Source organism: Rhizobium sp. WYCCWR 11146, from assembly GCF_013591995.1.
GTDB lineage: Bacteria > Pseudomonadota > Alphaproteobacteria > Rhizobiales > Rhizobiaceae > Rhizobium > Rhizobium indicum.
The window spans coordinates 138,736-162,220 of record NZ_JACCEY010000024.1 but is presented as its reverse complement, the minus strand read 5'-3'; the positions used below and the strand labels follow the sequence as shown (position 1 = coordinate 162,220).

28 protein-coding genes and 2 pseudogenes are annotated in these 23,485 nt (G+C 61.1%); 13 read left to right on the top strand and 17 right to left on the bottom strand.

Annotated features, from left to right (window positions below):
* Positions 1 to 177 precede the first annotated feature (177 nt).
* On the bottom strand, positions 178 to 546 hold the full coding sequence (locus HX899_RS20585) for a DsrE family protein (RefSeq protein WP_181293247.1): 369 nt from the start codon (positions 544 to 546) through the stop codon (positions 178 to 180).
* An 88-nt stretch (positions 547 to 634) separates the two neighbouring features.
* On the opposite strand from HX899_RS20585, the gene HX899_RS20580 reads away from it, so the two are divergent.
* From HX899_RS20580 to HX899_RS20570, 3 genes are all read left to right on the top strand, one after another.
* Entirely contained in the window at positions 635 to 1,630 is a 996-nt protein-coding gene (locus HX899_RS20580; protein ID WP_171598326.1) for an AraC family transcriptional regulator, read from the top strand.
* Positions 1,631 to 1,781: 151 nt separating this feature from the next.
* Positions 1,782 to 3,251: a sensor histidine kinase gene (locus tag HX899_RS20575; RefSeq protein ID WP_180193883.1), complete on the top strand. Its 1,470-nt coding sequence runs from the start codon at positions 1,782 to 1,784 to the stop codon at positions 3,249 to 3,251.
* A 1-nt stretch (position 3,252) separates the two neighbouring features.
* On the top strand, positions 3,253 to 3,597 hold the full coding sequence (locus HX899_RS20570; protein ID WP_029870493.1) for a response regulator: 345 nt from the start codon (positions 3,253 to 3,255) through the stop codon (positions 3,595 to 3,597).
* A 107-nt stretch (positions 3,598 to 3,704) separates the two neighbouring features.
* Here HX899_RS20570 and HX899_RS20565 read toward each other — a convergent pair whose 3' ends face one another.
* Both HX899_RS20565 and HX899_RS20560 read right to left on the bottom strand, forming a co-directional pair.
* On the bottom strand, positions 3,705 to 4,187 hold the full coding sequence (locus HX899_RS20565) for a cupin domain-containing protein (protein WP_181293246.1): 483 nt from the start codon (positions 4,185 to 4,187) through the stop codon (positions 3,705 to 3,707).
* A 43-nt stretch (positions 4,188 to 4,230) separates the two neighbouring features.
* The gene (locus HX899_RS20560; RefSeq protein ID WP_171598300.1) at positions 4,231 to 4,611 is read right to left on the bottom strand and encodes a VOC family protein; all 381 of its coding nucleotides are present in this window, start codon (positions 4,609 to 4,611) and stop codon (positions 4,231 to 4,233) included.
* A gap of 483 nt (positions 4,612 to 5,094) precedes the next feature.
* Here HX899_RS20560 and HX899_RS20555 point away from each other — a divergent pair, with 483 nt between their 5' ends.
* The gene (locus HX899_RS20555) at positions 5,095 to 5,631 is read left to right on the top strand and encodes an AAA family ATPase (RefSeq protein WP_181293245.1); all 537 of its coding nucleotides are present in this window, start codon (positions 5,095 to 5,097) and stop codon (positions 5,629 to 5,631) included.
* 189 nt (positions 5,632 to 5,820) lie between these two features.
* The gene (locus HX899_RS20550) at positions 5,821 to 6,807 is read left to right on the top strand and encodes an aldo/keto reductase (protein ID WP_181293244.1); all 987 of its coding nucleotides are present in this window, start codon (positions 5,821 to 5,823) and stop codon (positions 6,805 to 6,807) included.
* Positions 6,808 to 6,999: 192 nt separating this feature from the next.
* On the opposite strand, the gene HX899_RS20545 is transcribed toward HX899_RS20550, so the two are convergent.
* Both HX899_RS20545 and HX899_RS20540 read right to left on the bottom strand, forming a co-directional pair.
* Positions 7,000 to 7,413 (bottom strand): hypothetical protein, encoded by a 414-nt coding sequence (locus HX899_RS20545; protein WP_181293243.1) that lies wholly within the window; start codon positions 7,411 to 7,413, stop codon positions 7,000 to 7,002.
* Between the two features lie 71 nt (positions 7,414 to 7,484).
* The gene (locus HX899_RS20540; protein ID WP_181293242.1) at positions 7,485 to 7,973 is read right to left on the bottom strand and encodes a hypothetical protein; all 489 of its coding nucleotides are present in this window, start codon (positions 7,971 to 7,973) and stop codon (positions 7,485 to 7,487) included.
* Between the two features lie 145 nt (positions 7,974 to 8,118).
* On the opposite strand from HX899_RS20540, the gene HX899_RS20535 reads away from it, so the two are divergent.
* Both HX899_RS20535 and HX899_RS20530 read left to right on the top strand, forming a co-directional pair.
* Positions 8,119 to 8,808, top strand: a complete 690-nt coding sequence (locus tag HX899_RS20535) for a response regulator transcription factor (RefSeq protein ID WP_181293241.1) — start codon at positions 8,119 to 8,121, stop codon at positions 8,806 to 8,808.
* Positions 8,805 to 10,175, top strand: a complete 1,371-nt coding sequence (locus tag HX899_RS20530) for a HAMP domain-containing sensor histidine kinase (RefSeq protein ID WP_181293240.1) — start codon at positions 8,805 to 8,807, stop codon at positions 10,173 to 10,175. Before HX899_RS20535 ends, HX899_RS20530 begins: the two co-directional genes overlap by 4 nt.
* Positions 10,176 to 10,246: 71 nt before the next feature.
* On the opposite strand, the gene HX899_RS20525 is transcribed toward HX899_RS20530, so the two are convergent.
* Positions 10,247 to 11,056: an HNH endonuclease gene (locus HX899_RS20525; protein ID WP_246697152.1), complete on the bottom strand. Its 810-nt coding sequence runs from the start codon at positions 11,054 to 11,056 to the stop codon at positions 10,247 to 10,249.
* A 228-nt stretch (positions 11,057 to 11,284) separates the two neighbouring features.
* Positions 11,285 to 11,843: pseudogene (locus HX899_RS20520) on the bottom strand (phosphodiester glycosidase family protein).
* A gap of 106 nt (positions 11,844 to 11,949) precedes the next feature.
* On the opposite strand from HX899_RS20520, the gene HX899_RS20515 reads away from it, so the two are divergent.
* The gene (locus tag HX899_RS20515) at positions 11,950 to 12,534 is read left to right on the top strand and encodes a hypothetical protein (RefSeq protein ID WP_246697151.1); all 585 of its coding nucleotides are present in this window, start codon (positions 11,950 to 11,952) and stop codon (positions 12,532 to 12,534) included.
* 466 nt (positions 12,535 to 13,000) lie between these two features.
* A complete protein-coding gene (ftsZ, locus tag HX899_RS20510) occupies positions 13,001 to 14,020 on the top strand; it encodes a cell division protein FtsZ (protein WP_003560594.1) in 1,020 nt (339 codons plus the stop codon).
* A gap of 122 nt (positions 14,021 to 14,142) precedes the next feature.
* On the opposite strand, the gene HX899_RS20505 is transcribed toward ftsZ, so the two are convergent.
* Positions 14,143 to 14,421, bottom strand: coding sequence for a hypothetical protein (locus tag HX899_RS20505; RefSeq protein WP_138334815.1), 279 nt, complete (start codon positions 14,419 to 14,421; stop codon positions 14,143 to 14,145).
* 210 nt (positions 14,422 to 14,631) lie between these two features.
* On the opposite strand from HX899_RS20505, the pseudogene HX899_RS20500 reads away from it, so the two are divergent.
* A pseudogene (locus tag HX899_RS20500) lies at positions 14,632 to 14,766 on the top strand (cell division protein FtsZ); the annotation flags it as partial.
* 108 nt (positions 14,767 to 14,874) lie between these two features.
* Here HX899_RS20500 and HX899_RS20495 read toward each other — a convergent pair.
* Positions 14,875 to 16,407 carry an Ig-like domain-containing protein gene (locus HX899_RS20495; protein ID WP_138387295.1) on the bottom strand — a complete coding sequence of 511 codons (1,533 nt, stop codon included), beginning with the start codon at positions 16,405 to 16,407 and terminating at the stop codon, positions 14,875 to 14,877.
* Between the two features lie 252 nt (positions 16,408 to 16,659).
* Positions 16,660 to 17,727 (bottom strand): hypothetical protein, encoded by a 1,068-nt coding sequence (locus HX899_RS20490; RefSeq protein WP_246697150.1) that lies wholly within the window; start codon positions 17,725 to 17,727, stop codon positions 16,660 to 16,662.
* Positions 17,728 to 17,879: 152 nt separating this feature from the next.
* Between HX899_RS20490 and HX899_RS20485 the strand changes: the two genes are divergently transcribed.
* Positions 17,880 to 18,251 carry a hypothetical protein gene (locus tag HX899_RS20485; RefSeq protein WP_246697149.1) on the top strand — a complete coding sequence of 124 codons (372 nt, stop codon included), beginning with the start codon at positions 17,880 to 17,882 and terminating at the stop codon, positions 18,249 to 18,251.
* Here the strand turns inward: HX899_RS20485 and HX899_RS20480 are convergent.
* Positions 18,244 to 18,429, bottom strand: coding sequence for a hypothetical protein (locus HX899_RS20480; RefSeq protein ID WP_138334817.1), 186 nt, complete (start codon positions 18,427 to 18,429; stop codon positions 18,244 to 18,246). The genes HX899_RS20485 and HX899_RS20480 overlap by 8 nt on opposite strands.
* Positions 18,430 to 18,481: 52 nt before the next feature.
* The gene (locus HX899_RS20475) at positions 18,482 to 19,306 is read right to left on the bottom strand and encodes a helix-turn-helix transcriptional regulator (protein ID WP_138334818.1); all 825 of its coding nucleotides are present in this window, start codon (positions 19,304 to 19,306) and stop codon (positions 18,482 to 18,484) included.
* A gap of 90 nt (positions 19,307 to 19,396) precedes the next feature.
* Here HX899_RS20475 and HX899_RS20470 point away from each other — a divergent pair, with 90 nt between their 5' ends.
* On the top strand, positions 19,397 to 20,287 hold the full coding sequence (locus HX899_RS20470) for an SDR family oxidoreductase (protein ID WP_181293239.1): 891 nt from the start codon (positions 19,397 to 19,399) through the stop codon (positions 20,285 to 20,287).
* A gap of 96 nt (positions 20,288 to 20,383) precedes the next feature.
* On the opposite strand, the gene HX899_RS20465 is transcribed toward HX899_RS20470, so the two are convergent.
* The 3 genes from HX899_RS20465 to HX899_RS20455 all read right to left on the bottom strand — a co-directional run bounded on the left by HX899_RS20465 (position 20,384) and on the right by HX899_RS20455 (position 21,194).
* Positions 20,384 to 20,593, bottom strand: a complete 210-nt coding sequence (locus HX899_RS20465; RefSeq protein WP_181293238.1) for a hypothetical protein — start codon at positions 20,591 to 20,593, stop codon at positions 20,384 to 20,386.
* A 1-nt stretch (position 20,594) separates the two neighbouring features.
* Positions 20,595 to 20,795, bottom strand: coding sequence for a hypothetical protein (locus HX899_RS20460; protein WP_181293237.1), 201 nt, complete (start codon positions 20,793 to 20,795; stop codon positions 20,595 to 20,597).
* Between the two features lie 81 nt (positions 20,796 to 20,876).
* On the bottom strand, positions 20,877 to 21,194 hold the full coding sequence (locus HX899_RS20455; RefSeq protein WP_181293549.1) for a hypothetical protein: 318 nt from the start codon (positions 21,192 to 21,194) through the stop codon (positions 20,877 to 20,879).
* An 89-nt stretch (positions 21,195 to 21,283) separates the two neighbouring features.
* On the opposite strand from HX899_RS20455, the gene HX899_RS20450 reads away from it, so the two are divergent.
* On the top strand, positions 21,284 to 22,216 hold the full coding sequence (locus tag HX899_RS20450; protein ID WP_181293236.1) for a hypothetical protein: 933 nt from the start codon (positions 21,284 to 21,286) through the stop codon (positions 22,214 to 22,216).
* A 36-nt stretch (positions 22,217 to 22,252) separates the two neighbouring features.
* Here the strand turns inward: HX899_RS20450 and HX899_RS20445 are convergent, their stop codons facing one another.
* Both HX899_RS20445 and HX899_RS20440 read right to left on the bottom strand, forming a co-directional pair.
* Positions 22,253 to 22,696, bottom strand: a complete 444-nt coding sequence (locus HX899_RS20445) for an SRPBCC family protein (protein WP_012758081.1) — start codon at positions 22,694 to 22,696, stop codon at positions 22,253 to 22,255.
* A 217-nt stretch (positions 22,697 to 22,913) separates the two neighbouring features.
* Positions 22,914 to 23,327, bottom strand: a complete 414-nt coding sequence (locus HX899_RS20440) for a GFA family protein (RefSeq protein ID WP_138334823.1) — start codon at positions 23,325 to 23,327, stop codon at positions 22,914 to 22,916.
* Between the last annotated feature and the right edge of the window lie 158 nt (positions 23,328 to 23,485).

The following is a 23,485-nucleotide window of genomic DNA, read 5'->3' as shown; positions in this document are numbered from 1 at the left end:
TCCCCGCGCTGCCTTCGTCGGGCATTATCGCATGTATATCGATACAATCTCACAAGTATATTGCCGAGCGCAAGAATAGGCGCTTGGTATTCCTCCGCGCCTGTCGCCGGTCCGCAAAGCCTGACGACGCCGGCGGGAGACGCCGCCCGAACTCCCGCCCATCCCGACGGTGTATCGTCAAAACGACAGCGTTGCAGCACCCTCCTTGATCTCGGCATGCATGGCGCTGGCGCCGACGATGACGACGCCGTCGAGCATGTCCTCCTGCGTGTAACCGCGAGAGGCGACGCAGGGCGGGCAGGCCCAGATCGTGCCGCCGCGCTGCTGGAAATTCTCGATCAGGCTCGACACCGGATCGAGCGGCGGCACATGCGTCATGCGCTGGCCGCCCTTGCGCACCAGGTCGATCCCGGTGCTGGTGAGGAACACAGAAACCTTCAGCCCGGCGGTGATGCCGCCATTGGCAATGGTGAAGGCGACGGAGGACAGTTCGGATTCGATGCCCTTGGTAACAAGCACGACCAGTTTGTCGCTTTGAGTTTGCATAGTATTCTCCCAGTGAGTTGACGTGAACGCTCACTACGAGCGAGCGGGAACACCATAGGAGGGTGCGCGGGGCGCGTATTTGGCCGGAATGCGTGAAGCCTTGTCCGAAAATCCAGACGCTGCGGGTGTTGCGCGCGACGACGTGCTGTCGGCGCTGCTGTCGACGATCCGCCTTTCGGGATCGCTGCAGTTCTGCTTCATGCCGACGGGCGACTGGCAGACCGATGCCGCGCCGTCGCTGGCAAATCTTTCGGCCAAGGCTTCGGGCACGATGCCGTTTCACATCGTCGTGGAGGGCCGCTGCTGGTTGAAAACGGAAGGCGAAGAGAGCGAGCTGGAGGCCGGCGACGTACTGGTCTTCCCCTTCGGCACCGGCCATCAGCTCGGCGCGGGCAGAGACGGCACGCTGGTCCTGCCAACCCGCGACCTTCCGCAGAAGCCATGGCGTGAGATTCCCGTGCTGCGCTATGGTGAGGCGGCTCAAGGGGTGCGGCTGCTCTGCGGCTATCTGCAATGGGACGGGTTGAGCTTTGCGCCGCTGCGTCAAGCGCTGCCCAAGCTGATCCATGTCAGGACACGAGCCGCCAATGACGGCGACTGGCTGCGCGCCACCATCCGCCAGATGGTCGAGGAGGTCGACAGGCCTCGCGCCGGCGGCGTCTCGATGCTGCCGCGGCTGACGGAAATCGTCTTCATCGAGATTCTGCGCCATCAGATCATGATGGCCGAGCCGCGCTCGGTCGGCTGGCTGGCAGCGCTCGCCGACCCGGCGCTGTCGCGCTGCCTCTCCCTCATTCACGACGATCCCAAACGTGACTGGTCGCTGGAGGACCTCGCCGCCGCCGCCGGCCAGTCACGCAGCGCCCTCGCCGACCGCTTCCAGGCAATGCTCGATACCTCGCCGATCCGCTATATCAGGGACTGGCGGCTCTACCTCGCAAGCGTCGCGCTCGCCACCTCAGGCCAGACGATCGCGACGATCGCTTACGAAGCCGGCTATGCCACCGAAGCCGCCTTCAACCGCGCCTTCTCCCGCGCCTTCGCCACCCCGCCGGCAGCATGGCGGGCGATGGCGCGGGCGTAGAGGGTGATCGGCACCCGAGGAGAGCCTCGTTCTGAGGCGCGCCGCAGGAGCCGCGAAAGATGAGGTTGGTTGCAGAATGCCGCGACACTCATGGGTGGAAAGAATCAAAGGATGCGCTAATTAGAAAAACCATCAAATTCTGGAGCGAGCCTTGGATTCCGAATCCCCTAAGCCACTTACAGCTCGCTTTCCTGTCGGTGGCGGGGAAATTGGCCGGCTGATCCAGACCCGCGACTGGAGCAAGACGCCGCTCGGTCCTCTCGACCTCTGGCCGCAAAGTCTGAAGACGGCCACGAATATGCTCCTGCTTTCACCCGTGCCGATCGTTCTTCTCTGGGGCGAAGACGGTGTGATGATCTACAACGACGCCTACTCCGTCTTCGCAGGCAGCCGCCATCCGGATCTTCTCGGTTCCAAGGTCCGCGAGGGCTGGAGCGAAATTGCCGATTTCAATGACAATGTGATGAAAGTCGGACTGTCGGGGAAAACGCTCGCCTACGAGAACCAGGAGCTGACGCTGTTGCGCCATGGCAGTCCGGCTCCCGCTTGGATGAACCTCGACTATTCGCCCGTCCTCGACGAAAGCGGCAAACCCGCCGGCGTCATCGCGATCGTCGTCGAAACGACGAAAAGCGTCCTTGGCCAGCGCCGACTGCGCGAGAGCGAAGAGAGGTTCAGGGCGTTCACGACCGCGACGACCGACATCGTCTATCGTATGAGTGCCGACTGGAAGGAGATGCAGCAGCTCGACGGTCGTAACGTTCTCGCCGACACGGCCGATCCGACTGTCGCGTGGCAGGAGGCCTATTTATTTCCCGAGGACATTCCCGCGATCCAGGCGGTGATCGACGAGGCCATATCAAGCAAGGGTGTTTTCGAATGCGAGCATCGCGTCCGGCGGGCCGACGGCAGCACCGGGTGGGTGCTGTCACGGGCTGTTCCACTCCTGAACGACGCAGGCGCCATCGTCGAATGGTTTGGGGCCGCGACCGATATCACCGAGCGGCGACGCAAACAGCAGCAGTTGGAACTTGTCGTTCATGAGCTCAACCATCGCGTAAAGAACAATCTGGCGATGGTGCAGGCTTTTGCGTACCGCACCTTCCGGGATGCCGAAGACATCCCTCGTGCACTGGACAGTTTCACGGCGCGGCTGGTGTCGCTCGGCCGTGCCAATGATCTGTTGACAGGCGAATTGTGGAGCAGCGCCTCCTTGAAACAGACGCTCGACCAGGCGACCGTTCCACATCGGCCGGACGGCGGGCGGTGGGAGTTGACCGGAGACGAAATCCGGGTTTCCGCAAAGACGGCGCTGGCCCTGACCATGGCCTTTCACGAACTCGGCACGAATGCCGTCCGCCATGGCGCATGGTCGAATGATGGCGGCGCCGTCAGCGTTAAATGTTCCCTCCAAATCATCGACGGAACGCAACGCTACCGCATAGACTGGAACGAACATGGCGGACCGCCTGTCGAACAGCCGAAGCGAAAGGGCTTCGGCACGGTCCTCATCCAGCGCGGCCTTGCCGCGGAGACGGGAGGCAATGTGGAGATTTCGTTTGCCGAAACGGGTTTTTCCTTCAGCCTCGATGCTCCGGCAGACCGTCTTCGGAACGAATGACATGGCCAAGCGTGTTCTTGTCGTCGAAGATGAAATGACCATCGCCATGATGATCGAGGATATGCTCGTCGACCTCGGTCACGAGGTCGTCGCGACAGCCGCGCGTTTGCCTTCGGCGCTGGAGGTTGCCGCCGATGGAAATCTTGATTTCGTCGTTCTCGATGTGAACTTGGCCGGACATCAGTCATTCCCGGTGGCCGCAATCCTTCAGCAGCGCGGTATCCCGTTTGCCTTCGCAACCGGATATGGGCCAGCGGGTATCGATCCCGCCTTTGCCGGCCGACCGGTGCTGACTAAGCCGTTCACAACTGCCGATCTTGCCGCTGTCATCGAAACTGTCGGCTGAGACCCAAGAAGGCCGACGCCCAAGCCCAAGAGCCGCCCGAATGAGAGGTGTTGTGGCGGGCGATGGCGCAGGGCTGAACTGGATCCGATCGACACCCAGATGGACGATCAGCGCGGTTGCGGGCCTGTCAATCCGAGGGCCAGCGTGATGTCGTTGATGATCCCCAGTCGCGCTTCGATCACCGCAATTTTCTCAGGCGTATCGGCACCAAAAGCCTCGATATCGATGAACATTTGCTCGCAGCCGCCTGGCGTGACCGTGCCGAACATCTGGCCGGGTTCGTCGCCTATGTTTCGCCAGCTGTGCGGTACATGTGGCGGCAGAACGACGACGGTTCCCACAGGCGCGTCGAACGCCTCGTCGCCGCATTGGAATCGATAGAGCCCGCGGATGACCCGAAAGACTTCGATCTCCCGCGTATGCGTGTGCGGGGCCGGACCATGACCGGGCGGCGTGAAGGTTTCCCACATCCCGAACGCGCCGCCGGTCTCGGCGGCCGTGGCATGGATGACGATCCTCGCGCCAAAGGGCGTCCTCGCCACGCGTTCCTTGCCGGGTAAAGAGACGACGGCGTTCCTGAAACTCGACATATCTACCTCCCCTCGATTGCAATCTTTGGGCGGAGCCTGCGCCTCACCCTTGCGTCGCCGGCTCATTGAGCATCGCTTCGATATTGTATCCGTCGGGATCGAGAACGAAGCAGGCGTAATAGTTCTCTTCATATTCCGGCCGCGGGCCGGGCGCGCCATTGTCCCGGGCGCCGGCTTCGAGCGCGGCCTGATAAAACGCCTCGACCTCCGCCCTGCTCCGAACCCGGAAGGCAACGTGCAGCCGCGTCAGAGGCGGCTTGTCGTCGGTGTGCTGGATCTCGAACAGGCTGCCGCCGACATCGAAGGCCCAGAACACGCCCTCCTTCCCGAAGGAGAGGCGATAACCCAGAGGTTCGAAAGCGCGCTCATAGAACAACTTGCTCTTCTGCAGGTCACCCACTGCGATGGTGATATGATCGATCATGCCGTGCCCTCCCTATCGTTCCAGCGCCCCATCATAGTTGAATCCCGGCAGCGGAAAAACAGACGACTGATGGCGAAGGGTGAATGCCAAATCAGCGGTCCCTGCCCAGACAGAGCGGACTCGCCCACACCTGCAGCCCACCTGCCCGCCAGACAGCAATAGCCCCGCCAATCATTAACGGGGCTGTGCATGCTGAAAATCGATCGGCATTACATCCTGGGTGGAACGCAAGCCCGGGAAACGATCGCCCGCCTGTGCCTGATGGACCCAGCCCTCCGACTTTCCAATCTCGCCGACGTCCTGCCACCATTCCGGCGACCGGACGATCGCAATGGATATATCGAGGCTCTCAGGATGGCGGGACTACCGGAGTAGCCGCCGCTTCAGCGGCTTCTTCCGAACGAAGGGGTCATGCCGGGCTATTGCCGACCCCCCTATCGGCTAATTGCGAAACGATGCTGCTTCGTGCGAAAATGCCGCGCAATGGATCACACGGGCGAAGTTCTCATTCTCACCGGGCCGCCGGGCTCCGGGAAAACCACGACGGCCGAGGCGCTCGCCCGCGAGCCCGGCTCGCCGAAGGTTCATCTTCATTGCGACGACTTCTGGCACTTCATCAAGAACGGCGCGATCCCGCCCTATCTGCCGGAAGCGCATGAACAGAATGTCGTCGTCGTCGATGTCTTGACCAAGGCGGCGACAGGCTATGCCGGCGGCGGCTACTTCGTCGTCGTGGACGGCATCGTCGGGCCGTGGTTCCTGGAACCGTTCCGGAAAATCGCGGCACCCCTCCACTACGTGATTCTGCGTCCGCCGCTCGATGTTGCCATCCGGCGCTGCCGGGAGCGCGGCGGCGACACGCTGACCGATCCCGGCCCTATTGCGGCGCTCTATCAGCAATTCTCGTCACTTGGCCCGTTCGAACAACATGTCGTCTCGACGGAGGGGCACGACAGGGAAGATACGCTGCGCACGGTGATCGAGGCTATGAGCAGCGGCACGTTTCGCCTGGCGTCATAACGCCAGCCCCTCGGCTTTTGGCGCAAGCGGCAGACACTGCCGGGATTCTCTTACCCGATCCCGGTTCGTCCTCTCCGAGCGAGCCGGGAAATTCATGAGCGGACCTCATAAGTTCATGCCGATATCCCCGGCTAATCGCCTCCGGACTTTGCCCTATCTTGGGATCAAACCTGGGAAGGAGGACTTGAAATGATCAAGCGTAAGCTCGGCCAAAGAGGCCCTGACGTATCGGCGATCGGCTTCGGCTGCATGGGGCTGAATTACCATCGCGGGCCGGCGATGGAGCGAGGCGATGCCATTGCGCTCCTGCGGGCGGCCCACGACGGGGGTGTCACCTTCTTCGACACTGCCGAAGCCTACGGGCCGTTCACCAACGAGGAACTCGTCGGCGAGGCGCTGGCGCCGATCCGTGATGAGGTGGTGATCGCGACGAAATTCGGCTTCAAGGATGGCCGGCCGGAAGTCGGCCTGGATAGCCGGCCGGAACGCATCCGTGTGGTCGTCGAAGAAGCCCTCAAGCGGCTTCGCACCGATCGCATCGATATCTTCTACCAGCATCGGGTCGACCCTGCCGTACCGATCGAAGAGGTGGCAGGCACGGTGAAAGATCTGATCTGCGCCGGCAAAGTGCTGCATTTCGGCCTGTCAGAAGCGGGCGTCGAAGCCATCCGCCGCGCCCATGCCGTCCAGCCGGTCACCGTGTTGCAAAGCGAATATTCGCTGTGGTGGCGCAACCCGGAACGGGAAATCCTGCCCATCGTCGAAGAACTCGGCATCGGCTTCGTGCCCTATAGCCCGCTCGGCCGCGGCTTCCTCACCGGCAAGATGGACGAGAACACCAGTTTCGAAGGCGGCAACGACCACCGCAAGACCAATCCACGCCTTTCGGCCGAAAACCGCAAGGCAAACCAGCCGGTGGTCGATGCGATCGAGGCGATTGCCGCCCGCAGAAATGCAACCGCAGCCCAGATCGCCATCGCCTGGCTGATGGCGCGCAAGCCCTGGATTGTCCCCATTCCCGGCACCACCAAGCTGCACCGGCTGGAAGAAAACATCGCCGCCGCCGACATCGCCTTCACATCGGAGGAACTGGCCGAGATCGACGCGGTCTTCTCAGGCATCGAGATCCACGGCGACCGCTACTCGGGAACGTCGGCAGGCCGCGTCACGCGCTGAGCCGACGCCCCCAGTCGCCGACGTTAAATCCCCATGACAAGGGATCGATCAATTCAGGCGGCGGGAGCATTTCCTTCAGGTCGAGAAGATGGCGTCTCGACGGCGGTGTACGGCCTCCGATTAACCCGCAAAACCGCCCGAGAGACGCGCGCGGCTGCATCATCGTGTGGCACCCGCCTCAAGCGCGGATGATCAGTCCTGCCCCTGCAGGCGGTCCATGACCTGGAGCAGCAGATCGGCGCAGGCCTTCATCGGTTCGTCCTCGGCGCATTTGAGATCGATCCGGGTATTCCCGTCCCCGATCCGGAAATGCGCTGCCTTGGACGGCGGTGGCGGTGGCGGGCGATGACCGCGGAAACCACGGAAGCCCATGTCGCCTCTCCGACCATGCCAGCGGTAATCCGGGCGATCTCCCGGCCTCGCATCCGGCCGGTCCGTCATCTGCTCATCGTTATCAGGAGCGGATGGAGACGGCGGCGGAGGCGGCGAGCCGGGTTCGACCGCGGCGGGCGGAGTCCCGGCGGATGGCGGAGCCGGCGGCTGCTGGGCGAAGGCGGTGCCGGCCAGTGCTGCAAGGGCAAGGCCTGATAGCAGAAGTCGTTGCATGGAAGCGTTCCTTTCGGAGTTATAGAGAGGCGTGTCTGTTAACACCGCAGCGCGGCTTTGGTTCACGCCCGTCACGGCCTGTGATCGAAATCTGCAAATCGTCTGTGCGGCGGACCTTTCGGCGGACGCAGCGCTTCGGTTCGTCCATCCTGACGAACGAGGTAGCTCGCATGCACGAAGCCGTCGTCGAAGCGGCCCTGGACGGTGACGGCTTCATCCTGGGTGACGAGAGCGCCACCCTCGCCGGCCCGGCCGGTTTCAACAAGCGCCTTGCCGCTCTCGTCCTGCAACACGAACTTGTTGCCGTAGATTTCGGCGACCTTGCCCTTGATGGTGACGAGGCTCGATGCCGGCATCGCCGAAATCGCCACCGGCGTCAGCGGCGCCATTTCGGGCGTCGGACGCATCATCTTCACGGCGCTCGCGCCCCCGACCGCACCGATGACAAGCGCCACGGCGGCAGCGATCACGGGGATCGCCAGCCGGCGCCGGCGCTGTCCTTGCGGCACGGGCGTGGCTGCGCCCTCGGTTTGTTCGTTGTCCTGGTCTTCATCAGGCATATATCTGCTCCTTGCTTCAGTAATAGTCGCAATCTAGCCGCCACACCCCCTCGCCTGCCTGAACCTCTCCGTTCAGATTGAGTTAAGCTCGGGCCGATAGTTTTGGCCCGTCCCCAGAGATGCCCTGCGATGAAAGCCCTGCCCCATGCGCGTACTGCTCGTCGAAGATGACGAAGACCTGAGCGGCCGGATCGCCGCCGTGCTGCGATCGGAGAACTTCGTCGTCGATATTGCGCGCAACGGCGAGGACGCCCTCCATGCGGGGCTGACCGAACTCTTCGATGTCGCAATCCTCGACCTCGGCCTGCCGAAGATCGATGGCGTCAGCGTGCTGAAGGGCTGGCGCGAGGGCGAACGCAACCTGCCGGTTCTGGTGCTGACGGCGCGCGACGGCTGGCCGGACAAGGTCTCGAGCTTCAAGGCCGGCGCCGACGATTTCCTTGCCAAACCTTTCAAGGTGGAGGAACTGGTGCTGCGCCTGCGCGCCCTGGTGCGCCGGGCGTCCGGTCACGCCGCCTCGCGGCTTACCTGCGGCGCGCTCGTCTTCGATGCGCAACTCGGCACCTTCGAGCTCGACGGCCTGCCGCTGAAGCTGACGGCGCTGGAGTGGCGGGTGCTCTCCTGCATGATGCTGCGCAAGGAGATGATCGTCGACCGGCGCGAACTCACCGAGCGCGTCTATGACGGCGATGCCGAAGTCGACTCCAATTCCATCGAAGTCATCATCGCTCGCCTGCGCAAGAAGCTCGGGGGTGAACGCATCGAGACGATGCGTGGCCGTATCGAGACGGTGCGCGGCCGCGGCTATATGCTGACGGCAGCGGCGGCATCATGAAAACGCCCTCCCTCAAGCCGAGATCGATCGCCGGCCGGCTGCTGATGTTCTCCGGCATCTTCGTGACTCTGGCGCTTGTCGTCGCCGCCATCGTGCTCTGGCTGGCGCTCAAAACGGTGGTGCGCGAGCAGGTCGACCAGCGTTTGGACATCCAGATCGGCGCTCTTGCCGGCGCGGTGACGCGTGACGCTGAGGGACGGATCGCCCTCTCCGCGCCGCTCGATGCGCCGCCCTTCGATCGCCCTTCATCCGGCTGGTACTGGCAGATCGACGACGGGCAGCAACGCCTGACCTCCCGCTCCCTGATGAACGGCACGATAGACGCGCCGCCGCCCCGGCAGGACCTGCGCCATGTGCTGATGGGCATGCCGACATCAGGCAGCGGCGGTGATCGGGGAAGAGGACCGCTCTACCTGCGCCAGGCCGTACGCAGCATTGACGGCATGACGCTGACGATCACCGCGACGGCGCCGATGATCGCCCTTGTCGGCCCGGCGTTCCGCGCGCTCTTCTGGCTGGTGCCCTGCATGCTGCTGCTCGGTCTTGTGCTGATGGCCGGCACGTTCTGGCAGATCCGCTTCGGCCTGCGCCCGCTGAAATCCATGGCGGCCAATATCGATGCCATCAACCGCGGAGAACGCGCCCGCCTGCCCGACGAGGCGACCAAGGAGCTTGCCCCGCTCGCGCTAAAAACCAACACGCTTCTTGAGACAAACGAAGAGCGGCTCGCCGCAACCCGCATGCAGTTCGCCAACCTCGCCCACGGCCTCAAGACGCCGGTGGCGAGCCTGCTGCTGGCGCTCGACGAGCAAAACGATCCCAAAGGCGCTTTGCGCGGCCTCGCAGCCCGGATCGACAACAGGATCAAACACCACCTCGCCGCTGCCCGCCGGGTGATGGCCTCATCGAACAATGTCGCCAGCACCGATGTGGCGACTTCGGTCGCCGATCTGCACCGGGCGATCGGCCAGATTCATGCCGAACGCAAGATCGCCTTCGACACTGATATATCAGGGGGCCTGCGAGTGGCCTGCGACGAAAGCGATGTCGAGGAAATGCTCGGAAACCTGATCGACAACGCCTTCAAATGGGCCGCCTCCCACGTCACCCTCCGCGCCCACCGCGACGGCCCGACCGCCCGCATCACCATCGAAGACGACGGCCCCGGCATCCCCGCGGACCGCCTTGCTGCCGTGCTACTGCCCGGCGTGCGAGAGGACGAACATGTGCCGGGCAATGGGTTTGGGCTGAGTATCGTGAGCGAGCTGGCGGGGTTGTATGGTGGGTCACTGGTGCTGGAGGCGACTGGGGCGGTGGGGTTGCGGTGTGTGTTATGTTTGCCGGTGGCGGTGGGGTCGGAGCGGTAGGATTTTGGCTGGTTCGATAGAAGGTGAAAGTGCTGCGGAGTGATCACCATCTTTTGGGTTCTCATCATTTGTCACAACGCTCTCCCGACTACGACCTCGTACGGATTACAAATATTCGTGCCTTGCTGCGAGTGACAGGAAGCAAATAGGTGAACCAAGACCGTCAACCATTCCGCCCTGCGACGGAAATACAGACCGTGAAGATGCCGTGTCGATAACCTTTCGGGATTCTCTACGTTGCCAACAAAGTTGTAAACGTCATCACGCGTTCCCATCAAAAGCGCCCGGATATCCGTGGCATCGAAATAATCATCGCCGTATTCGGCCATCGCATAGCAATAGCCAATTTTTGCAATCATCATTGCGAACGGACCAATGATAAACGGAACCCTAGTCCTGACATTTTCGAGGCCGTTGCCCCCCAAGTTGAAGAACGCCACCCGTGGACTAACAAGAGTAGCCCCTCGATCTATTCCAACTAAGAGCCCCGCCTGGCTAAACTGCACTAGCGAGAAGTGTTTCGGGTAGTCCTCTATCGGGAAATCAAGCCGTTTTCCCTCCCCGCCCATCACTGAATCGCCCGCAAAGACCTCAGGCATATGTCGCGCGTCGCGCGGTCCGCTACCTTTCGACTTGCCACGGAGACCTAATAGCACCCTGGGGACTTTAAGGTCGACATTGAGCGCTTGGTTCTCGTATTCTTGATTGGAGCGCGTAGCGCATTCCTTGCAGGAACCGTGGCGTATCACCAAGGAGCCATTGATAGCTTCGGGGATGATGTGCTCGTCAGTGAGTTCTGCCTGCGTAAACGATTTTCGGCAAAAGACACATCTTCCAGATAGTAATTCTGCTTCCGCATTGCCAAAGAGCGCATGCCGCAAGCAATACAACTTATCAGACGATTCTCATAATTGTTGCTTCGTACAAAACGGCCTTTACAGTACTCTCAAGATAGGCTGCGCACCCAATATCCAAATCGTCCCATTGACACCCGTCGATTTTAGGGACCATCGATCCACTTCTTCGAAAAGAGCCCAGAATCAGCCCTACTGACCGTCGCATCCGCCAGCCGGCCGTTTCGGGGACAAGCCGCATTCCCGCAACTGCCGTCAACCCACCACGCCAAACATAGGCCCATACCCGCCATCCAGAAACAGGGCATCGGGGCATTTCAGACGGTCGCGGAAAAGCCGCGCGAAGTCGTGGAAATTCACCCCGTCTTCACTGATCGCGAAGCGAACCGCTCCGTCGCTGCAGGTTCCCACAGCGCTCTGGCGGGTTCGGTCCGTCGAGCCGGGGAATGAAGATCGGGTTCAGCCCGTTGCCGATGACGAGCATCGGGCCGGACTGGGTGGAGAAGCGGGCACTCTGCCTACGCTTCAGAAATTCATCGGTCGGCAGTATCGAAGCGCCCGCGTCACCGATAGAGAATACGCCGTTCTGCTTCTTGTAGAAATTCGGGACCTGGCCGGCGGAGGGCTTGGCCGTATCGGCGTTCTTCCAGAACAATCTGAGGTCGGCTTTGTCAGCGTCTACAGTACAGACGACATATCCCGCCTCTTCGAAGGTTTCCTGCTCGCACTCAGCGGCATCGACCTGACGCAGGGATGTCATCGTTGCCACCAGCATCACGGCCGCGATCAGCAGGCCGTGTTTCAGATAGGTCATCAGTGCCACCCCTCTTCTTCAAACCGCCATCTATCCTGCGTGTTATTGTTGATCAGGGAATCAAAAAATGACCGGTAGCTAAACGTGGCAGAGTCGGAAAAACGTGATGACAAGTACGTGGACATATGCAATCTGGTTTTTGCCGTACCTGGCGCAAAACTGGCTATGGTGGCTGGCCCCCAAATGGGACTGGTGGACCATCGGCCTTATCACTCTCGCGCTGACCGTGATCGCCATCGCCGGTTCCATCTGCATCAACTTGGCGCGGCGGCGCTGGTGGCGTGTCGTGTCGCTCTTGATCACGCCCCTTCCGTGGCTAGTCATTATTTACATCGTTGCTGTTACCGGCATAACGCCCGACAGCGTTCGATTTGCTTTGAACAAGCAAGCGTATCTGGCAGAGATCGAACGAACCGATGTGACGAGCGGTGAGCCGCGATTCAGGACATTTGCATTGGACAGTATGTTCAAGGCGATAACATCCACGACGCTTGTGTACGATGAGAGTGATGAGATTGCCCTGCCCAGCGGCGAGCAATCCGCCGCCTGGCAACAGCGAACCCAAAAATTGTGCTTGGAAAAGAAAGAATGCGTCAATCTCTATCCTGGTTCGGACTGGCCTTTCAGCGTCAGCAAGGTTGGTGAACACTTCTATATCGTGTATCAAAACTTCATTGACGCGTTTCCCTAGCGACCGATCGTCATTGCCGGGATAGGCCCGGCTGTCCTGCGATCGGCGTCCTGCCATCGGCGCTTCTGCGTCTTCCAGTTTTGCGCTTTCCACCGCGGTTAGGCTCGCGATCGCGAGGAAGTCGTCGCAAAGACGCGCGCGAGAACAGCGGTCCGGTTTGCGTAAGGGAGTCCTGTCACGGCCGCCACCTCGCCGATGGGGGCTGGAAACGCACGATAGCGTTTTGTCTCGATGGGATGCCCGCTTTTGGCGCAAGGCTGCTTTCGCGACCTATCCCTGAAGCGTAATTCTCAGCTCCCGGCGTAACACTCCCTCCCTCAAAGCTGCAACCAAGCCCCCTTCCCGATAACCGCTCCCTGCGAGACGTCTTTCGCCTCGCCTCTGCCTTGTTGCTCGCGTATCCTGACGCACGATTCGCCGTCCGCAAACGAGGGTGGGCATGAACGAAGCATCAAAGGAGAGCGCGATGACGGACGCCAAGAGCGGCATTTCGGGACTACGGCCGCATATTACAGTCATTGGCGTCGGTGGCGGTGGCGGCAATGCGATCAACAATATGATCGCGGAAAAGCTGGCGGGCGTCGAATTCGTCGCCGCAAACACCGACGCCCAGGTGCTCGCCACCTCCAAAGCGACGCGCCGCATCCAGCTTGGCGCGAATGTGACGGAGGGTCTCGGCGCCGGTTCGCTGCCTGAGGTCGGCCATGCGGCTGCCGAAGAGTCGCTCGATGAGATCATGGATCACCTGGCCGGCTCGCACATGTGTTTCGTCACCGCCGGCATGGGCGGTGGAACGGGCACGGGTGCTGCACCGGTCATCGCCCGCGCTGCGCGTGCCGCCGGCATCCTGACGGTCGGCGTCGTCACCAAGCCCTTTACCTTCGAAGGCAACCGCCGCATGCGGATGGCGGAAATCGGCATCGAGGCGCTTCGCCAGGCGGCCGATACGGTCATCGTCATTCCCAATCAGAACCTTTTCCGCATCGCCGATGCAAAAACCACCTTCGCCGATGCCTTCATGACGGCCGACCGCGTGCTCTATGCCGGCGTCGGCTGCATTACCGACCTGATCGTCAAGGAAGGCCTGATCAACCTCGATTTCGCCGACGTGAAGTCGGTCATGTCAGGCATGGGCCGCGCCATGATGGGCACTGGCGAAGCCTCCGGTGAAAGCCGCGCGATGAAGGCGGCGGAAGCAGCAATTGCCAACCCGCTTCTGGACGACATCTCGATGCGGGGCGCCAGGGGCGTGCTGATCTCGATTTCCGGTGGTTCGGATATGACGCTGTTCGAAGTGGACGAGGCGGCAAGCCGCATTCGTGACGAAGTGCAGGAAGACGCCGATATCGTCGTCGGCGCGATCTTTGACCGCAGCCTCGACGGAAAGTTCCGTGTCTCAGTGGTGGCAACCGGCCTGGAAGGCAGCCCGCTGCCCGCATCCGCGCCTCACGCCGCCGAGCAGGTTCAGACGCGCACGCTGCAGTAAGCGCAGCGGCGCGACATATCCGAGCACGACAGCCTGCCACGTCTTTTCAGACGCGCGGCGCTGTCGTGCTTCAATGTCCTGCGCCCCGGGAATCGCCGCGATCACCGGTCGTTGATTCGCGATCACCTGTCGTTGATCGTGGGAAGGTGCGTTTCGACCTCTACGCGGCGCTTGTCATCCAACGGCTCAATGTGCTTCTGCCAGAAGGCCTCGGCCTCCGGCGTGTCATCATCCCAGTGGCGGATCTTGACAATATTGTCATCGATCTTGGCCAGCCGTTTACCGCCAAGCCGCAGGTATTCGTCCGCCAGTTGTTTCGATCGGGTCGTTTGCATGTCGTGTTCCTCCATAGGCGAACCGAAAGGCCGATCGTCATTACCGGGTTGGCTGGCAATCGGCATCCCCGTTATCGGCGCTTCCGCGCCTTCCAGTTAAACAGTACGGCGGGATCATGGTTCCAAATCATCGGCCGAAACCGGTCCACGCGGCCGGCTGAAGGCGTCGGCCGCCATCCATGTTCCACACGGCCCGCCGCTCTTGCTGCCGGGACAGCCGGAGACGCCTCGTACTGGCTGAAGAGCGGCCTTGTCCGGAACGGTAAGACTGCATACGTCGGGGCGATCTTCGACCGCAGCCTCGACGGCAAGTTCCGCGTTTCGGTGGTGGCGACCGGTCTGGAAGGCAGCCCTCTGCCTGCATCCGCGCCTCACGCCGCCGAACAGATCCAGACGCGCACGCTGCAGTAAGTGGCCACTGTTATGCTGCTCTGTTCACCACGGCACTGAGTGGATAAACGCCGCCACGCCCTGTGGAAAACGGGCGGGGCGGCGTTGGCATTCGGCCAGCAAAGACCGTCAGGCGAAGAGTATGTCCGAGATATTGTGCACCACGGAGATTTCGTCGATCCCGGTGTTGGTGATGTAGAGATTATCCGCCGCTGAGTCATAGACCACGTTGGTGATCAAGTCGTCTCCCGGTATGGCGATGTTGACGTCGACCGTTGTCTTGACCCCGGTTTCGAAGTCGAAGGCCGTGCCGATATGCTCGCTGCTGGAGGAATCGCCGAAGAAGAACGTGCCGTCGACGGCAAAACCGTAGCCGAGCCCGCCGGCCGCGAAGGTCTTGGATTCGATCGGGCTCAGCGTTTCGGGATCGATTTTGGAGACCTGCCAGGTGGAATCATTGATGCGGCCGACGACGTAGATGCCGGTCGAATCCTGCATCGTATTGACGGCCGTGAATCCACCCCAGTCGAACGTACCCGCCCCGTTCTGGCCGATAAGGCCGGGAATGGAAGCACCCTTCTGATCGAGTGATCCGTCGGCGGCATCCCACTTTGCGAGATAGGTCTGATCCGGGAAAGGGTCTTCCTCGCCTCTCGCCTCGTTGGTTCTTCCGATGATCTCGCCTCCGCGGACCGAAAAATAGGTTCCGCCGATGTCATATTCGCCCTTGTCATAGTCGCCGAGAGAGATGGCGCCGCTGGCGTGGCCGGCCTCGAATGCGGCGGCGTTGTCGTAAATGCTCACCGTGGAATCATCCGGGAAACCATGGCCGGAACTGACGTAAAATTTGCCCGTCAGCGGATCGATCGCCACCCCCTGGAGTTCGTAATGGTCATCGAAGGGGCGCAGGACATCGGCCTGGGCCTCGACATGATCGGTATTCACAGACTTCCCGTCCGTCATGCCGTCGACGGTCAGCGTGCTCACGCCGGAATCCGCGTGACCGGCGCCGTCGGAGACCTTGTACTGGAGCTTCTCCGTGACATGCTCGCCATCATTGAGACCGGCCTTCACGGCCGGATCGAGATCATAGGTGAAGCTTCCGTTCGCCGCGAAATGGAAGATGCCGAATTGCCCGGACACATCGGTCGTCTGCCCCTGCCCGGCAGAAATGTTCGTGCCGTTGACCGAGCGCAGGAAGAGCGTATCCACCTCTCCCGCGTGATCATTGGCAAGCACGTTGCGGGCCATCTCGCTTCCCTCGTGGAAGGAGAAGCCGTCATCGACCGCGACCGGGGGGCTCGTGACGCCATGAATATCGAGCTTGAAGTGACCGACATCCGTATTGCCGGCGCCGTCGGAGATCTTGTAGCCGATCGTCTCCGTCAGCGTCATCCCCTTGATGAAGCCGGCTTTGGAGGCCTCGTTCAGCGTATAGCTGTAGGAGCCGTCGGCCTTGACGTGAAACGTGCCGTGTTCACCCTCGATATCGGTGATCGCGCCATCCTTCTTGGCCAGCACCCGCTCGCCGTCGAAGAAGCTGAGAAACAGGTTTCCGGAGCCCCCGGCCAGATCATTATCCAGCAGATTGCCTGAGATCACCTCATTCTCGGAAGCGCTGCTGACATCATTGACCGTCACAGGTTTTGCAAGCTCTGTCATGGATATCTCCTTCAAGATCCATTCGCCTTGGTCTATCGGGAGGAAAGCAGCTGAAACAGGGCAGGTCAATTAATTTTCTAGCAGGAGTGGTATTTTAGAATTTCACAGCTTTGTCACTCAAGAGAGCCTCATCCTTGCGGAAGCCGAAAGCTGGAGCCCCGAAGGACGAGGCAGACGCCGGCGACGCCTGCTCCCGTCAATCGCCGACGGTGAATCCCCACGATGACGGATCGGTCAATTCCGACGGCGGGATCATCTCCTTGAGCTCGACCGGGCGGCGCTTGATCTCGACGGCGGTGTAGTTTTCCCCATGCCCCATCCCGAGAGGATGTTGATTTCGAGAGGCACGCCATCCGGCGTCAGGCATTCTTGTCTGCCCGCGTCGGCAAGGTCGGGTGTCATGTTGAACCAGGCGCAAGTTTCTCCAAGCGCGCCACCAGTCCGCTTTAAATCAACCTGGCCTGTCTTAAGCTGGAAAGTATTGTATGGGCGCTTGGGATCAAGCGGCGCACGGCCAGCGTGAAGATCATGCATGTCCTTGGAGGATATGATCGAGATTCCCTGGTTTTCGAGTTCGTTCCAAATCGTAAGTTTCAGAGTTCCGCCCTTTTCGCGACGCTCTTCGGATCGCCAGGGATAGTGCCTCAATATCCTGACCTCCGACCAACCCCCGACCATTCTGGCTTCAAAGTCGACGAGAGCTTCGGGCTCCGGATAATCCCGCAGCGGCTTCAGCCAGAACCATGGGTCGAACAGCCTCTTCGGCGGCGATATCTCGGATTCCGCGACGGCTGTTCGATCAAGCCGGACCAATTGCGTGTCGCTCATCGGCTTTCCCACGCGGAACAGAACCTTTTGCGAAACTTCAATGCCGTCAGCCGACAGACAACTGAACCAGAGCGGCGCCATCTCTTCTTTTGTGCGGATGAGTTGCCACCATTTGCAGGCTTCACCAGCCTGGTTGTCGGTCTCCCCGGTTTCCTTCGCCTGTTTCACGCTCAGGTCCAGACTCCGATCGGTCTTTTCAATGCTCATCCAGGCAAAGTCTTCGTTGCCGGTCCTGGTCGTCCGCAACACGGTGTTGTCGAAGTAATTTCCATAGGAGATGGCAGTGTGGTTGCCATTGACCGATTCAACCCGCGTCCATCCCTTGTGATGAACGACCGAACGCAACATTTCCTTCGGCTCACCGGACATGTTCCGAACGATCATCGAGGCGGTGTAGTCCGGAACATTCCGGGTGGCGGCAAAGGGAAGTTCACTTGCATTGCCGGCGCAGGCTGCAAGCACCAAGAGAGACGTCGCGATACGTCTTTTCACAGACTGCACCTCAATGATTGCTGGAAGCGGAACAAGGCTCAATCCAGAGCCTGTACTCTGCTTGACTTCTCGAAAAATTCAATGTTTGTTCAAGCAAAAGTTGAGGGTTTATAGCGAAGAATATTTTTACATATTCGATATTGGCAGTCGCAATGATTTCTCTTTCGAACTGCACGACGACGTCAAATGTCAGACACGATTCTCACCGGATGACGGCGCGCAGCGGCGAAAGGACGTCGGTGCTGCAGAACGCTCACCTCAATGGCGACTGCAAGTTTATTGACTATCCTCGTGTAGATATCGTGGAGCAGCCCAAACATGGGCGCACCGAGATTATCCACCAGCCGATTGTCGTCGATTCCGGCGGCAAGAAGATGAAATGCGACAAAGTCAAAGCGAATGGCGTTGCTGTCTATTACACATCGCACCCAGGCTACGTCGGCAGTGACAAGTTCATTCTCAGGACTCCCGAAGAGCGCGGCAGCATCGTAGAGGGCGTGGCCGAAGTGAAAGTCGTCAAATAGGGGGCGCAATCGGCGCGCCGCTGACACTAAGAATGACCGCTGACCGCTTTTGATGCGGCCACCATTGTCGCGAGATCGAAGGATTTGCGATCGTGATGTTTGCGATCGTGATGTTCATGCCAAGCCGTCTATCGATCAGGCTCATGCGCTCATTGTCTTCAACGGCCGCTCTTGGCATGACAGACTCCATTCTGCTTATTCAAAGCGCGTACGAATGATGGTGACGCACCTCACCCGACCAACCCCTTGATCTTCGCCGCATCCTCCGCCGTCGCCGGATTGTACACCACCATGCTGAGGTCCGGCCGCCCATCCACCTGGAAGGCCGAATATTCGAAGGAGAGCAGCCCGAGCACCGGGTGTTTGATGTGCTTGGCGCCCTCGCCGTGGGTGCGCACGTCGTTGTCGCGCCACATCGCCAGGAATTCGGGGCTCTTGCGACAGAGTTCGTCTACCAGCGGCTCGACCTCAGCCGCAGCCCCGGCACGGGCTGCATCCACGCGGAAAGCGGCGACGACGAAGCGGGCGACACTTTCCCAGTCGTATTGGGCAGCGCGCACGCGCGGATCGAGGAAGATGAAGCGCAGCACGTTGCGCTCCTCAGGCGGCAGCGCACCGTAATCGGTCAGAAGCACGGTTGCCGCCCGGTTCCAACCGACGACGTCCCATATCGCAGTGCGGATCAGCGCCGGGCTCGGGTCCAGCGCATCGAGCACGCCCTGCAACCTCGGCGTCACCCCTTCTTGCCTGTGGTAGTGCACCTCGGGCGGCCGGCCGAGGCCAATGAGGAAGAGATGCTCGCGCTCGACATCGGTCAGCATCAGCGCGCGAGAGATCCGATCGAGCACGTCAGCAGACGGCGCGCCGCCGCGGCCCTGCTCCAGCCAGGTGTACCAGGTCGGGCTGATATTGGCGCGGCTCGCCACCTCCTCGCGCCGCAGGCCTGGGGTGCGTCGCCTCTCCCCTGCAAAACCGAGGGCGGCAGGATCGAGCCTCACACGGCGATCCTTCAGATAGGCGCCGAGCCGGTTGTCCGAGGTGACGAATTCACCCATCCTGTTAGCCTTTATACCATGATAATGTCACTACTTTACCATGATACAGTCACGACGGATATGTGTCTCCAGCAAAAACGGAGATAACACATGCGCGTATTCGTCACTGGAGCCACCGGCTGGGTCGGCTCGGCCGTCGTCAATGAATTGATCGCCGCCGGCCATCAGGTGCTCGGCCTCACCCGCTCGGACAAGGGAGCGGATCAACTGGCAGCCGCCGGTGCCGAAGTCCATCACGGCACGCTCGATGATCTCGAAAGTCTGAAGAGCGGTGCGGCTGAGGCGGATGCCGTGATCCACACGGCCTTCAACCATGATTTCTCGAAATTCGCCGAGAACTGCGCCGCCGACCGGCGCGCCATCGAGGCCCTCGGCGAAGCCCTCCAAGGCTCCGATCGTCCGCTGTTGGTCACAGCCGGCCTCGGCTTTGCCCCCGGCCGCGTCGGCACCGAGAAGGATCCGCCGATGCCTTCGACCGAAACCTATCCCCGTGCCTCCGAAATCACCGCAGTATCGCTTGTCGCCCGCGGCGTGCGCGCTTCCACCGTCCGGCTGCCGCCCTCGGTGCATGGCCATGGGGACCACGGCTTCGTGCCGATCCTGATCGATTTGGCCCGTCGCAAGGGCGTCTCGGCCTATATCGGCGAAGGGCAAAACCGCTGGCCGGCCGTGCACCGGCTCGATGCCGCCCGCGTCTATCGGCTGGCGATCGAGCGCGCCGCCGTCGGCGGCCCGTTTCTGGCAGTCGCGGAAGAGGGAGTTCCCTTCAGGCAGATTGCCGAGGTCGTCGGCCGCCGGCTCGATGTGCCCGCCGTGTCGCTCTCACGGGAAGAAGCGGCCGAGCACTTCGGCTGGTTCGCCATGTTCGCCGGCTTCGATGTGCCCACATCGAGCGAGTACACTCGCGCCCTGCTCGGTTGGCAGCCGCAGCAGCCCGGCCTGCTCGCCGATATCGACCATCCGGCCTATTTCAGTGGGTAAGAACCGTGTCCGCATCTAAAAATGGAGCATTTCCGTGACTGGAGAAAACGGAAATGCCTCCGGGTTGGCTCATAGGAGAACCAGCGACGGCCCGAGCTAGTGCGATCGGCTCTCGTTCCTATCGGCTGGATCGTAATTGATGTCCCAATCCTTCTCAGGCTTTTTCTTGCCGGGCGGGTTCTTGTTCACCGTGGCGTCCTCAGAGCCAGTGATGACGGTCGGTTTGGCGCTGGCGACGCCGCTGCTTTTTCGGTCAGCCTGGGATTTGGCGAACTGGCCGGCTGCGTCTTTTTTGGGATCGGCCATCTCATTCGCCCTTCTGCTTCAGCGCGTCACCGATATTCTTGATCTCGGGATCGCGATTGTTTTCACCATGCGCGTCGCGGTCGCGATCCGGATCATCCTTGGCCTTCATGTAGCCGCGAGGTTTATTTTCCTTCGGCCCTTCCCAGCGGGGAGACTGGTCGGTGGTGCCGGGGGCGCCGTCTTTCGGTGTCGTCATGCCCATCTTCGTTCCTCCTTGGTTGGAACAAGGAAAACCGAAAAGATCAGCAACTGTTCCCGCGGCAATATTTTCGCGCAAAGCGGCTTACCGTAGCGAGGCAAGCGTGGCGCAGCAGAAGGCAAGCAAGGTGATCACGGCATTGACCGCGTGCGAATATTCCCATTGGGTGCGAAGGCTTTCCCAATTCTCCGGCTGCACGGTCCAGCTCTCCGTCGCCGCGTTCGCCGGCTGGGTGATGACCATGAAGATGACGAGCTTGAGCCAATTAGCGCTGCCCCAACCGTCGGACGAGAATATCCGCGCGCGAGCCGCCGCCGCCAGCGCATTCCGAAAGCTCTGCGGCGCATAGAGCAATTCCAGCAAAGTCAGCACCACCCTGCCCGCGCCGATCGATCCATCCACTATTGATCGGCGACACCTCCGCGCTAGCTTCTGTTCGCGGCCGATCGGCCGCAGGGGATACGATCTCTGGGTGAAGGCGGAGGGGCGACGTGGCATCCTATTCGATTGACGAGGCGATCCGGGAACTTGCCCCGGCTCTCGGCAAGGCGCCGGCCGGCGCCGTCAGCGGCGAATGGACCGCCACAACGATGCAGGCAGGGCACTCCTCCCGGACGGGCGGCTACCGCGATGTCGAGGGAAACTATGTCCCGGAGGCATCCAGGCATCCGCTCGATATCATCTCCGATGTCGTTGAAAAGCTCGGTGCATCAGGGATGCCCCGCTTCAATAAGGTGCTGATTCGCTGGAAGAAGCCGAAGTTCCCCTTCATGCGGGGAGAGATCACGCTCGAAACTAGCTATGACCGGACGATCGTGCCGCGAGGGCCCGACGACCCGATCTACGAAACCACCGCCGCTGTCCGGCGCGTCTTCTGGCAGAACCGCGGCAAGGTGCAGGAGGACTTTGCTGCTGAGCGCGAAACGGCCAACATTCATGCCCAGACGAAATGGTTCGGCCCGCATCGCCGTATCCTCGCCATCCATGCGCCGGAAAGGCTGACACTTGCCACCGACGGGCTGTCGACCCCTTGGGCCGGCATATCCGAGCCGGAGAACGGCGTCGAATGCGAGCTCTTCATGGAATTCGACGCCGCGACACTGGATGCGGCCGGGATCGAAAACTGGGCGAACCTGTTGATCAACATCGGAGACCTCGTGGCAGACGGTTATCGTGTCGCCCGCGATGTCGAGAAGCACGGCGCCATCCTGTTCTGCCGGCTGACCGAGGATTACCACCCGATGACCCGCATCATGCTGAGCCGCGACGCCGGGCGCATCGACGGCCTGCCTTTCGGCTCCGTGCCGCTGATCCGGGCAACGCCGATCGCCGAAACCGAAATCGACGGGCAGGACCTTTCCGACGATTGGGGCGCTGCGGCCGCCCGCAACGCCCTGACCAAACGCGGCATGGGGATTGATTGATGTCGCCGATGCCGGGCGATTATCGTCCGTCCTGCGCTATTCCTGGATGTCGGGTTCGACAACCTTGGCGAGGTTTCGCAGTGACTCCTGCCAGCCGAGATAGCAAGCCTCGGGCGGAATGACGTCAGGCACGCCTGCCTGCACGATATCCACCTCTGTACCGACCGAAACCTTCTTCAGCGTCACGGTGACTTCCATTTCGCCCGGCAGGTTGGGGTCGTCGAACCTGTCGGTGTAGCGCAGACGCTCGCCGGGGACGAGCTCGAGATATTCGCCGCCGAAGGCGTGGCTATTGCCCGTCGTGAAGTTGCGGAAGGACATTCTGAACGTTCCGCCGACAACCGGCTCCGAATGATGCACGGTGCAGAGGAAGCCGTTCGGCGGAAGCCACTTGGCAAGCGCGTCCGCCTCCAGGAATGCGCGATAGACTTTCTCCGGGCTGGTCGCCAGAACGCGGTGCAAGCGTATGGTACTCGGCATGGTCGTGATCCTTTCTGGATTTATGGAATGGACGAACCTAGGACGGGCGTGGCTTGGCCGATCCGACACCGGATCGAATTTTTCTTCAAGAAAAATTGCTCCAGAGCATGTCGCGCAAAACTGTGCAGCAGTTTTGCGATAACGATATGCGTGGAAACAAATGGCTAAGCGTCAGAAGCGAATCTGAAAAATTGCGATGCGCTTTAGGGGGCGCGGCTCAACCAGGCATACCGTCGAACTGCGGAAGATCGAGCGGCCTTGCCCAGGCGAGCCGCCGCCTGGTGAACATCTCGACTCCCGGTTTGATCAGTTCGGGCCGGTCGAGGCTGCCGAGCGTCACGAAGACGAGGCCAGGGAAGCTCTCGAGGTTGCTGCTGAACAATCTGGCGCCGCAATCGGGGCAAAAGTTGCGGTCGAGCCCCTTGCCTGAATCGGCGATGTAATGAAACGCCTTCGGGCTGCCGCTGATCACGGCGAAGTCATCCTGGGGTACGGCGAAGAACGTGGCGGCCTCGCCGCCTGTCGCCCTCTTGCAGTCTAGGCAATGGCAGTTGGCGACAAAGTTCGGGTCGGTGTCGAAGGCAAATCTCACCGCGCCGCAGGCGCATTGCCCCGTATATTTCCTGGTCATGTCAGATGCCTCCCATCCCGTGTTCGAACATTTGCGATTGGCTCTGCCTCGCCGTCGTGCCGCAGACGTCGTCGTAGCGCGCCTGCGGCCGGGATCGGCAATAGCCGAATGAGAAGATCTCGGCCTCCCGGCGGCGGCAATCGTGCCCACCGGTCGAA